The following is an 11,634-nucleotide window of genomic DNA, read 5'->3' on the forward strand; positions in this document are numbered from 1 at the left end:
TCGACGAATTTGGCGCCTTCTATGATGGTGCAAAATGTGGAGGGCAAGAGCGAATTGTCAATGCGTTCCTTTTGCCACCGCGATTTGGCGGTGATTTCAAAGTGATACGGGTTGAAAAACGGTGTGTTTTCGCTGTCAGGCCGAAAGCGACAGAAGCCCACCGGATTGCCTTTGGATGCGACCGTCCAGTTCCAGGTCAATCAACGCGGGGCCGATTTCCCCGGCAGTGGCGGCGATATCGCGGATCAGTTGATCTTCGGCAATCGGGGACGGCCCAAGCCGTGTCAGAATCGCCGCGTGCAGCGATTCTGCCGTGGCTTCGGGTTTGTCGTTTTGGGCCGGCTGTTCGGTTTGCATCGGTGTAGGTATTTCGCGTTTGGGCAGCGCTTCGATAACGTCTTCTGCCGAGCGCACCAAAGTTGCGCCGTCGCGGATCAGCAGGTTGCACCCGGCTGCACGGGCGTCAAAGGGGTGGCCGGGCACGGCCAGAACCTCGCGCCCCTGGTCCAATGCGTCGCGCGCAGTGATCAGGCTGCCGGATTTGGCCGCGGCCTCGACCACCACAACCGCTTGCGCCAGACCCGAGATGATCCGGTTGCGGCGCGGAAAATGCCGGGCCTGCGGTGTCACGCCCATGGGCTGTTCCGACACCCGCAGTCCGTTGTCGGCGATTTTATGGGCCAGTTCAGTATTCTCTGCCGGATATATGACGTCGACCCCACCGGCCATTACAGCCACGGTGCCGGAGTCCAGCGCTGCGATATGCGCCGCCGTGTCTATTCCGCGGGCAAGCCCTGAGACAATGACATGCCCGTGCTTGCCTAGATCCGTTGCCAACCCCCGCGCCATCCGCGCACCCAGGGAAGAACAGTTGCGCGCTCCGACCATTGCAACTGCGGGGCGGCGCAAAACCGAAACGTCGCCAATGGCCCACAGCATCGGAGGAGCATCGTTCAGGTCATTCAAAGCGTTCGGAAAGTCAGCGGTCCCAAGGCACAAAAGCCGCGCATTGGCGGCTTTTGCGGCCTTGAGTTCCGCCTCAATCACACCGGGCGGGCAGATTTCATACCCTTTTATTCCGGCAGCGCGTGCCATTTCAGGCAGCGCGGCCAGCGCATCCTGCGCCGAGCCATGTTCCCGCAGCAGTCGACGAAACGTCGCCGGACCGACCTTGCGCGAGCGCAACAGACGAAGCCAGGAAAACCGATCCTCTTCCGTGGTGGGTGGGAGTGTGGGGTGATTGGAAGAAAACTGCTCCTCGGTCATCCGTTGCTCCGCCTGATTGCAGAACTGGTTTACGGCTACAGGGGTTAACAGCTTCTGAATCCGTTCAAATTTTTCCGGTATTTTTGCGAATTGAATTTGGAATTTTTCACAAGCGCCTGAAAAATATAAGGAAATTTCACGTGTTCTGCCAACGTGCGATGAGCGTCACGCGCCCCCGCATGCAAATCTTGGGGCGCAGTGTTAACCCTGCGCCCCAAGAAAAATGTCGCGATTCTTACTTACGCTGCTGATCCGCCGACAGTCAGACCGTCCATCAGAACAGTCGGTTGGCCGACACCGACAGGCACCCATTGGCCGTCCTTGCCGCAAGTGCCCATGCCGGGGTCCAGCGCCATGTCGTTGCCTAGCCCCCGAATCCGGTTCAGGGCAGACGGGCCGTCGCCAATCAAAGTTGCGCCTTTGACCGGCGCACCGATCTTACCGTTTTCGACCCGGTAGGCCTCGGTGCAGGAAAACACGAATTTGCCGTTGGTGATGTCCACCTGACCGCCACCGAAGCCGACGGCCCAGATACCGTCCTTGATATCGGCCACCAGCGAGGCGGGATCGGACTCTCCGCCCAGCATGACGGTGTTGGTCATACGCGGCATAGGTTTATGGGCATAGCTTTGACGGCGGCCATTCCCCGTTGGCGCAACCCCCATCAGACGCGCATTCTGACGGTCCTGCATGTATCCGGTCAGGATGCCGTCTTCGATCAGAACCGTTCGCGAGCTTGGCGTGCCCTCGTCATCGACCGAGATTGAGCCGCGCCGGTCCGGAATTGTGCCGTCATCCACCACAGTCACGCCCTTGGAGGCGATCTGCTGACCCATCAGCCCGGCAAAGGCAGAGCTGCCCTTGCGGTTGAAATCGCCCTCCAGCCCGTGTCCGATGGCCTCGTGCAGAAGAATGCCGGGCCAGCCGGGGCCAAGCGCGACCTCCATCACGCCCGCAGGGGCAGGGATGGCTTCAAGGTTGACCAGCGCGATCCGCAGCGCCTCTTGCGCCTTGTCCTGCCAGTCGGCAGGGTCGATCAGCCCGTCCAGACCGACACGACCGCCCCCGCCCGCCGAGCCGCTTTCGCGCCGGCCATTCTGCTCGACGATCACCGAGATATTCAGGCGCGTCATCGGGCGCACATCGCGCACGATGCCGCCGTCGGGCCGCAGAATCTCGACCTCCTGCACCGCAGCGGCGATTGTTGCACTGACTTGCACGACGCGGGGATCAAGATCGCGGGCGAAGGCATCAATCTCGCGCAGGGTCTCGATCTTGACCGGGAAGCTGGCGGATTCGATCGGATCTTCGTCCGTGTAAAGGCGTGTATTGGTGGCGCGTGGCGCTTCGGCCAAGGTGCCGCCGCCATCGCCCACGGCCAGTCGCGTTGTCTCTGCAGCACGTTTCAGCGCCGGTATCGAGACGTCGGTGGAATGTGCATAGCCCGCAACCTCACCCTGAACCGCGCGCAGGCCGAACCCTTCGGAGGCATCATAAGACGCAGTGCGCAAACGCCCGTCGTCAAAGACCAGAGCTTCGGACTTTCGGCGTTCAACAAACAACTCTCCGTCCTCGGCCCCGGCGGTGGCAGATTGCAAAACCGCAAGCGCTTCGTCGTGGGGAAGAGCGCTTTCGAAGGGGCGAAACGGGTCATTCGGCATGGGTGGGACCTTTCGAGTTTGATCCAGATCAAAAATAGCGTCTGTTTGACGCAAGCATTTTGCTTTATCTACCACCCGGAATATGGTTTTTAACGCTGCCAAAGACAACGGGAGAGGTGCGACCGATTCACACCTTTTCGCCAGGGACGCAAAGATCAAACGATCAGGACAGAAAATGAAGAATGCTTTGATGCTTTCGGGGCTCATGACAGCCCTCTCCAGCCTTCCCGCCATGGCTCAGGAGCTTGAAATAATTGGCAAGCCGGTCGATGGCGGCATGGGTTTCCAACCCGCAGCCACCAGCCTGGCCGAGGGGATTCATCGGCTGGACGGAATGATTTTGGTGATCATCACCGCCATCTGCCTGTTCGTCGCCGGACTGCTGATCTACTGCATCGTGCGCTACAATGGCCGCGTAAACCCGACGCCAGCGCGATTCTCTCACTACACACCGGTCGAGATTGCGTGGACCTTGGGCCCGATCCTGATTCTGGTCTTCATCGGTGCGTTCTCGCTGCCGGTTCTGTTCAAGCAGCAGGAAATTCCCGAAGGGGATGTGGTTATCAAGGTTGTCGGCAACCAGTGGTACTGGACCTACGAATACGTTGATCACGACTTTGCTTTCGACAGCTATCTGCTGGGCCATCCGGCCACTTTGGACGAGGGTGCGCGCCCGGCTGACGCCGATGTCACACCGTTCGTTCTGGACGATGCAATGCGCGCCAAGCTCGCAGATGCCGGTTACGGCGAAGACGAGTGGCTGCTGGCCACGGACACTGCCGTCGTTGTTCCGGTTGGCAAGATTGTCGTTATGCAGGTCACCGCGTCTGACGTGATCCACTCGTGGACCATCCCGTCCTTTGGCGTGAAGCAGGACGGTGTGCCCGGTCGTTTGGCTGAGCTTTGGTTCCAGGCCGACAAGGAAGGCGTCTATTTCGGACAGTGTTCGGAGCTGTGCGGCAAGGATCACGCCTATATGCCGATCACCGTTAAAGTGGTCAGCGAAGAAGCCTATGAGGAATGGCTGCAGGGTGCTCTGGAAGAGTATGCGGGTCAGCCAGCCTCGTATCAGGTTGCCTCGAACTAAGCCGCAGGCGGCCTAGGTTGAAACACGCAGGCTGCGCGGTGATCGCGCAGCTTTTGCCCCCAAAGGACCGGACATGAGCGACGCAAGCATCAATGCCAGCCAAGTGACCGCCACGGCGCACGCGGACGAGGCCAGCTTTGGCGATTACTTCGCCCTGCTGAAGCCGCGCGTGATGTCACTGGTCGTGTTCACGGCTTTGGTGGGGCTTCTGGCCGCGCCGGTACCGGTGCATCCTTTTGTCGGCTTTTGCGCAATCCTCTTCATCGCCATCGGCGGCGGCGCGTCCGGCGCTCTGAATATGTGGTGGGATGCGGATATTGATCGGGTTATGAAGCGCACCAAGGGTCGACCGATTCCGGCGGGTAAAGTGCAAGAAGGCGAGGCGCTGTCGTTGGGACTGGCGCTGTCGGGCCTGTCGGTGATCATGCTGGGGCTGGCGACCAACTGGTTTGCGGGCGCGTTCCTAGCCTTCACCATCTTCTTCTATGTCGTCGTCTACACGATGTGGCTGAAACGCTTGACCCCGCAGAACATCGTGATTGGCGGTGCGGCAGGGGCATTTCCGCCGGTGATCGGCTGGGTCGCGGCCACGGGGTCGATGTCGATCGAGCCGTGGCTGATGTTCGCGCTGACCTTCATGTGGACGCCGCCGCACTTCTGGGCCTTGGCGTTGTTCATGCGCTCGGACTATGACGATGCTGGCGTGCCGATGCTGACCGTGACGCATGGCCGTCGTGCAACCCGCTGGCATATTCTGATCTATACCGCGCTTCTGGCGACGCTGGCCGTTGGCACGGCGTTTTCGGGCATTGGTGGTCCGATCTATCTGACTGTGGCCGTTGTGATGAACGCGCTGTTCCTGCGCGGCGCATGGCAGATCTCGCGCCGGACCGAGGACGACTCGGAAGCCGACAACTTCAAGGTCGAGCGGTCGTTCTTCAAGCTGTCTCTGCTGTATCTGTTCCTGCATTTCGGCGCGATTCTGGTCGAGGCGTTGCTGAGACCCTATGGTCTGGGAGGCTGGTCATGAGCCTGCGCAAAAGCCACGAGCTGCATCAACGTCGGTTCAGCCGCAATCTGGGGGTTGGCCTGACCCTGGCCGCGTTCATCGTGATCATCTTTGGCCTGACAATCGTCAAAGTCTCGGGCACCGATTTCAATATGGCAACGCAAGAGGTGCAGAACTGATGGCGTTGTCGGGTCCTCAGAAAACTGTCGCGCAGACCGTTGGCGTGGTGATCCTGATGGGCAGCCTCGCATGGGCTGCGGTGCCGTTTTATGACTGGTTCTGTCGGGTCACAGGGTTTGGCGGCACGACCGGTGTGGCCGAGGCCGCGCCTGAGGACATTCTGGACCGCACCGTCACCGTCCGCTTTGATGCGTCCAAAGCCAAAGGTATGGCGTGGGAGTTCAAGCCTGTCGAGCGCGAGATGGAAGTGCGCATCGGCGAGACAGGTCTGGCCTTTTATGAGGCTTACAACCCGACCGACCGTCCGATTGCGGGGCAGGCATCTTACAATGTCGCGCCTTATTCCGCGGGCGGGTATTTCCAGAAAATCGCCTGTTTCTGCTTTGAAGAACAGGTGCTTGAACCCGGCGAGCGGGTTCAGATGCCGGTAAGCTTTTTCGTCGACCCTGAAATGGTCGAGGATCTGGAAGCGAAATATGTGCATACGATCACTCTGTCGTATACATTCTACGAAATTGACCTGCCCGAGGGCTATGCCGCCCTCGATGCGCAGGCTGATACAACAACGAACTAATGCCTTTAGGTGAGGGACGCTGATGGCACACGCTAAAAACCATGATTATCACATTCTGGCCCCGTCGATCTGGCCGCTGATCGGCGCGATCGGTGGTTTTGTGATGCTGTTCGGAGCCGTCCTGTGGATGCACGGCATTACGTCGTTCATGTTCTGGATGGGTCTGGTCGCCGTTCTTTACACCATGTTCGCCTGGTGGTCCGAAGTAGTGGCCGAAAGCCGCGCCGGGGATCACACGCCGGTTGTACGCATCGGCCTGCGCTATGGCTTCATCCTGTTCGTGATGTCTGAGGTGATGTTCTTCTTTGCCTGGTTCTGGTCGTTCTTCAAACATCGCATGTACCCGATGTACGACTATGCGGGCACCGAATACATCCAGCCGGATATCCACGCGGTTGACCCGTTCCACCTGCCGCTGATCAACACTCTGGTCCTGTTGCTGTCGGGTTGTGCGATTACCTGGGCGCACCATGCACTGGTCCATGACAATGATCGCAAGGCTTTGATCAATGGCCTGGCGATCGGCATTGTCCTCGGTATCGCATTTACCTTCCTGCAGGCGTTTGAATACTACGAGCTGCTGGCCCATGAAGGCTGGGAATTTGGCGGCGATCAGTTCTACTCGAACTTCTTCATGGCAACTGGGTTCCATGGCGCGCATGTGATCATCGGGACGATCTTCCTGACGGTCTGTCTGATCCGTGCTCTGCGCGGAGATTTCACGCCCGAGAAACATGTGGGTTTCGAGGCAGCCGCCTGGTACTGGCACTTCGTTGACGTTGTCTGGCTGTTCCTGTTCTTCGCCGTCTACATCTGGGGACAAGCCCCGCTGATGTGACGCCGGTCAGGTGATCCAATTGCAAAAGCCGCCCGTCGGGGCGGCTTTTTCTCTATTTGGGCGCAAGATTGCGCCCCATACAATTGCGTGGTTGCAATCGGGATCGCGCTGCCCTTAACAAGACGCCGGTTTCTGCAACAAGGTCTCGACCCCGCCATGCGCCGCATTTTGTTCCTGCTGATCTTTGGTGTCGCCGGTCTGGGCGTGCTGATCTCGCTGGGTGTTTGGCAGGTGCAACGTCTGACGTGGAAAGAAGGCGTACTGGCCGAGATCGACGCACGCATTGCCGCTGACCCCGTAGACCTGCCGACGAGCGTATCCAAGGACGTGGACAAATACCTGCCGGTTACGATTTCGGGCGATATGGAGCCGGGGGAAATCCACGTTCTGGTCTCGGTCAAGCAGGTCGGGGCGGGGTATAGGATTATACAATCCTTCAGCACGCAGGACCGGACTATTCTGGTGGATCGCGGTTTTGTGCCGACCACGGCGAAACAGGCTGAACGTCTGATCGGTCCGATGACCGTGACCGGCAACCTGCACTGGCCGGATGAGATTGACAGCTATACGCCCGAAGCCGATATCGACGCCAATATCTGGTTCGCGCGGGACGTGCCCAATCTGGCCGCCGCGCTTGGGTCCGAGCCGATCCTGCTGATCGCCCGATCGGAAACCGATCCCGGCATAACGCCCTTGCCAGTGGATACGGCGGGCATCCCGAACGATCATCTGCAATATGCAATCACATGGTTTGGTCTGGCTCTGGTCTGGGCCGCGATGACCGGTTATTTCCTGTGGCGCAACCGCGCCCCTGCAAAGAGTGAAGAGCAATGAAATACATCTCGACCCGTGGCCAAGCGCCCGAACTGACCTTTGAAGAGGCGATGCTGACTGGATTGGCCCGCGATGGCGGCCTGTACCTGCCTGCCGAGATCCCGGTGATGAGCCATGATGAGATCGCTGCGCTGGCCGGTCTGACCTATGAAGAGATCGCGTTCCGCGTGATGTGGCCCTATGTCAGCGGCTCGTTCTCGGAACAGGAGTTCAAGGAGATCATCGCCCGCGCTTATGAAGGCTTTGGCCATGACGCCCGCGCGCCGCTGAAACAGTTGAACGAGAACCATTTCCTGCTGGAACTGTTCCACGGCCCGACGCTGGCCTTCAAGGACTTCGCCATGCAGTTGATTGGCCAGCTGTTTCAGGTGGCCCTGAAACGGCGCAATGACCGTGTGACCATCGTGGGCGCGACCAGTGGTGACACCGGCTCGGCCGCGATTGAGGCGTTCCGGGGGCTGGACGCAGTGGATGTGTTCATCCTGTTCCCCCATGGTCGCGTGTCCGAGGTGCAGCGCCGGCAGATGACGACGCCCGCCGACAGCAATGTGCATGCGCTGGCCGTCGATGGCGACTTCGACGATTGCCAGGCCGCACTGAAGGATATGTTCAACGATTTCGACTTCCGCGACGGGGTGAAGCTGGCCGGAGTGAATTCGATCAATTTCGCGCGGGTGTTGGCGCAAATCGTCTACTATTTCTCGGCTGCCGTCAGCCTCGGTGCGCCGCATCGCAAGGTCAGTTTCACGGTGCCCACCGGCAATTTCGGCGACATCTTTGCGGGCTATCTGGCCAAGCGCATGGGTCTGCCGATTGACCGTCTGGTCGTCGCAACCAACCAGAATGACATCCTGCACCGCTGTCTGTCGGGTGACGGGTATTTCAAGGGAGAGACCATCCCCTCGATCAGCCCATCGATGGATATTCAGGTCAGCTCGAACTTTGAACGGGCGCTGTATTATGCCTATGGCGAGGATGGCAGCGCCGTCGCTCAGTTGATGGATGAACTGAAGACTGGCGGCTTCAACGTCAGCCAGGGCGCAATGGAAGCGCTGCGCGAGAGCTTCGACTCGGGCCGCGTGTCCGAGGATGAAACGCTGGCGACGATCAAGCACACGCTGGATCATAGTGCGGAACTGGTCTGCCCGCACACCGCCGTGGGTATCAAGGTTGCCGAAGAGCAGCGCGCGGTGGCGGTTCCCATGATCACATTGGCCACCGCACACCCGGCGAAGTTCCCGGCTGCGGTCGAGAAGGCGAGCGGGGAACATCCGCCTCTTCCATCCCGCATGTCTGATCTGTATGAACGTCCGGAACGGGTGACGCGGATTGCCAATGATCTGGGTGCCCTCGAGGAACATATCAAAGGGCATATCGCCGAGTGACTGTCAGACAAGACCAGCTGAAGAACGGATTTCGGATCGTCAGTGAACATATGCCGGGGCTGCAATCTGCGGCCATCGGCATCTGGGTGACCGCCGGTGGGCGGCATGAACGGATCGAACAGAACGGCATCGCGCATTTCCTTGAGCATATGGCGTTCAAGGGAACCGAGCGGCGGTCCGCTCTGCAAATCGCCGAGGCGATCGAAGACGTGGGCGGCTATATCAACGCCTATACCTCGCGCGAGGTGACGGCCTATTACGCGCGCGTTTTGAAAGACGACGTGGCGTTGGCGATGGATGTGATCGGCGATATCGTTCTGAACCCCATCTTCGACCCGCGCGAGATCGAGGTTGAGCGCGGCGTGATCCTGCAGGAGATCGGTCAGGCCTATGACACGCCCGACGATGTGATCTTTGATTGGTTGCAAGAGCAGAGCTATCATGATCAGCCGCTGGGCCGCACGATTCTGGGACCGACCGAGCGCGTGAGTTCCTTCTCGCGCGAGGATCTGTCTGGTTTCGTGGCCGAACACTATGGCCCCGAACAGATGATCTTGTCGGCCGCTGGTGCGGTGGATCATGACGCGTTGATGAAAATGGCTGAAGAGATGTTCGGCCATCTGCAACCGCGCAAGGGGTTGATCCCCGAGGCTGCCCGGTTCACCGGTGGGGAAGCCCGACAGCAAAAAGATCTGGAGCAAGCACATTTCGCGCTGGCCTTTGAAAGCCCCGGCTACCGGGATGATGCGATCTATACCGCGCAGATTTACTCGACCGCGCTGGGGGGTGGCATGTCCTCGCGCCTGTTTCAGGAGGTTCGCGAGACACGCGGCCTGTGCTACACGATTTTCGCGCAGACCGGAGCTTATGCCGATACAGGCACCACGACGATTTATGCCGGAACGTCGGCAGATCAGGTCGGCGAACTGGCGACCATCACCATCGACGAGATGAAGCGGGCCGCCGATGACATGAACCCCGAGGAAGTCGCCCGCGCCCGCGCCCAGATGAAAGCCGGGATGTTGATGGGGCTTGAAAGCCCGTCGAACCGGGCCGAGCGATTGGCGCGGTTGGTTCAGATTTGGGACAACGTGCCGCCGCTTGAAGAAACAATCGCCAAGATCGACGCCGTAAGCACCGCTGACGTACGTGACTTTGCCGAACGCCTCGCGATCAGTGCTCCGGCGGCGCTGGCCTTGTATGGCCCGGTATCCGGCGCGCCATCACTGGCAGAATTGCAGGAGAGGCGTGCGGCGTGATGCTGTTGGGCCGACGCAAGCTGAAACTCGAGACAGCGCGTCTTAGTCTGCGCCCGCCGGTCCATTCCGATTTCAACGATTGGGCGGCGCTGCGGAGGGCCTCGAAAGAGTTTCTGACGCCGTGGGAGCCGATCTGGGCCAAGGATCACCTGAGCCGCAAATCGTTCACCAACCGGGTCTATTGGGCGCAGCGTTCGGTCGCGAGTGGGACGGCGATCCCGTTGTTTCTGTTCCGGCGCGAAGATGATGTGTTGGTGGGGGCGATCACGCTGGACAACATCCGCCGAGGGCCTGCGCAGGCGGGAACGCTGGGCTATTGGACCGGGCAGGCCTATGCGCGCAATGGCTATATGCGCGAGGCGATTGGCGCGGTCGTACACCATGCGTTCACCCGGCTTGATCTGAGCCGGATCGAGGCGGCCTGCCTGCCCGAGAACAAGCCTTCGCGCGGGTTGTTGGAGCGATCGGCCTTCAAATATGAGGGCGTGGCGCAGTCCTATTTGCAGATCAACGGTCGCTGGCGGACGCATGTTCTGTATGCGTGCCTGCGGTCGGATCGGCGCGGCAAGACGGACGCGGGGTAGGGGGCGCTGCCCCCGTCGCTGCGCGACTCCCCCGGGATATTTTTGGCCAGATGAACAAGGGGCATGACTTGGGGAGCGCTTGCGCTACAATCAGGTCATGCGTTGGATAGTAGCGGCGGCAGTGTTGGTGATTTCGGGTGGGGCAGCGGCGCAGGAGCGGCGACCCAGCCACTGTATTGCCATCGCCGATGCGACGCCGGGGATTGAATTCCTCCACAAAGCGTCGTGGCAGGACCCGGTTCCCCAGTTTTCGATTCGGATCAGTTACGTTGCGCATGCCTCTTTCCTGATCCAGACGCGGGGCGGGTTGAACGCGGTGACGGATTTCACAGGCTTTATCGGCAGTGCGGATCTGATACCTGACATCGTCACCATGAATCATGCTCATAGCACCCACTGGACCGCTCATCCCGATCCGGCCATTCCGCATGTCCTGCCGGGGTGGGGAGAGTTCGGGCAAGGTATCGACCATTACCTCGATCTGGGTGAGATGCTGGTGCGCAATGTCTCAACCGACATCCGTTCGGCCTATAGTGGTGTCGAAGAGCGTGGCAATTCCATTTTCGTGTTTGAGGTTGAAGGGCTGTGCATCGGGCATCTGGGTCACCTGCATCACGTCCCGTCAGATGAACAATTCGCGGCCTTGGGCCGTTTGGATGTGGTGATGGCCGCCGTGGATGGGGGCACGACTATGCCATTGCCGGACATGATCGAGGTGCTGAAACGGTTGAAAAGCTCGGTTATTATTCCGATGCACTGGTTTTCGGGCTTTTCGCTGGATCGGTTTCTGGTCGATATCCGCGATGAATTCCCCGTGCAGCGCGACGGGGTTTCGGAGCTTACGGTGTCTTTGAAAACACTTCCTGACCGGCCAACGGTTGTTGTTCTGGAGCCGCAATACCTGATCGAGCTGGAATAAGGCTTGTGGCGCAGGCGCAGCTTGGGCATGGAAAGGGT

General features: G+C 59.7%; 12 protein-coding genes. 10 read left to right on the forward strand and 2 right to left on the reverse strand.

Features of this window, described 5'->3' with window-relative positions; translation table 11 throughout:
* Positions 1-135: 135 nt before the first annotated feature.
* Entirely contained in the window at positions 136-1,266 is a 1,131-nt protein-coding gene (gene dprA, locus ACR0MS_RS00785) for a DNA-processing protein DprA (protein WP_480567911.1), read from the reverse strand.
* 239 nt (positions 1,267-1,505) lie between these two features.
* On the reverse strand, positions 1,506-2,927 hold the full coding sequence (gene tldD, locus ACR0MS_RS00790; protein WP_480567913.1) for a metalloprotease TldD: 1,422 nt from the start codon (positions 2,925-2,927) through the stop codon (positions 1,506-1,508).
* A 175-nt stretch (positions 2,928-3,102) separates the two neighbouring features.
* Between tldD and coxB the strand changes: the two genes are divergently transcribed.
* The 10 genes from coxB to ACR0MS_RS00840 all read left to right on the forward strand — a co-directional run bounded on the left by coxB (position 3,103) and on the right by ACR0MS_RS00840 (position 11,596).
* A complete protein-coding gene (gene coxB / locus ACR0MS_RS00795) occupies positions 3,103-4,014 on the forward strand; it encodes a cytochrome c oxidase subunit II (RefSeq protein ID WP_480567915.1) in 912 nt (303 codons plus the stop codon).
* 73 nt (positions 4,015-4,087) lie between these two features.
* On the forward strand, positions 4,088-5,044 hold the full coding sequence (cyoE, locus tag ACR0MS_RS00800; RefSeq protein ID WP_480567917.1) for a heme o synthase: 957 nt from the start codon (positions 4,088-4,090) through the stop codon (positions 5,042-5,044).
* The gene (locus tag ACR0MS_RS00805; protein ID WP_162896804.1) at positions 5,041-5,202 is read left to right on the forward strand and encodes a hypothetical protein; all 162 of its coding nucleotides are present in this window, start codon (positions 5,041-5,043) and stop codon (positions 5,200-5,202) included. Before cyoE ends, ACR0MS_RS00805 begins: the two co-directional genes overlap by 4 nt.
* Positions 5,202-5,777: a cytochrome c oxidase assembly protein gene (locus ACR0MS_RS00810; protein ID WP_480567919.1), complete on the forward strand. Its 576-nt coding sequence runs from the start codon at positions 5,202-5,204 to the stop codon at positions 5,775-5,777. Before ACR0MS_RS00805 ends, ACR0MS_RS00810 begins: the two co-directional genes overlap by 1 nt.
* A 22-nt stretch (positions 5,778-5,799) precedes the next feature.
* Positions 5,800-6,615 carry a cytochrome c oxidase subunit 3 gene (locus ACR0MS_RS00815; protein ID WP_480567921.1) on the forward strand — a complete coding sequence of 272 codons (816 nt, stop codon included), beginning with the start codon at positions 5,800-5,802 and terminating at the stop codon, positions 6,613-6,615.
* A gap of 156 nt (positions 6,616-6,771) precedes the next feature.
* Positions 6,772-7,449: an SURF1 family protein gene (locus ACR0MS_RS00820; RefSeq protein WP_480567923.1), complete on the forward strand. Its 678-nt coding sequence runs from the start codon at positions 6,772-6,774 to the stop codon at positions 7,447-7,449.
* Positions 7,446-8,834 (forward strand): threonine synthase, encoded by a 1,389-nt coding sequence (gene thrC / locus ACR0MS_RS00825; RefSeq protein WP_480567925.1) that lies wholly within the window; start codon positions 7,446-7,448, stop codon positions 8,832-8,834. The genes ACR0MS_RS00820 and thrC overlap by 4 nt, the downstream gene beginning before the upstream one ends.
* Complete coding sequence (locus ACR0MS_RS00830) at positions 8,831-10,093, forward strand: M16 family metallopeptidase (RefSeq protein ID WP_480567927.1); 1,263 nt, start codon at positions 8,831-8,833, stop codon at positions 10,091-10,093. Before thrC ends, ACR0MS_RS00830 begins: the two co-directional genes overlap by 4 nt.
* On the forward strand, positions 10,093-10,677 hold the full coding sequence (locus ACR0MS_RS00835) for a GNAT family N-acetyltransferase (protein WP_171121872.1): 585 nt from the start codon (positions 10,093-10,095) through the stop codon (positions 10,675-10,677). The genes ACR0MS_RS00830 and ACR0MS_RS00835 overlap by 1 nt, the downstream gene beginning before the upstream one ends.
* A 97-nt stretch (positions 10,678-10,774) precedes the next feature.
* On the forward strand, positions 10,775-11,596 hold the full coding sequence (locus tag ACR0MS_RS00840; protein ID WP_480567929.1) for an MBL fold metallo-hydrolase: 822 nt from the start codon (positions 10,775-10,777) through the stop codon (positions 11,594-11,596).
* Positions 11,597-11,634 lie beyond the last annotated feature (38 nt).

The sequence above is a fragment of the Ruegeria sp. CJ2 genome, assembly GCF_056536745.1.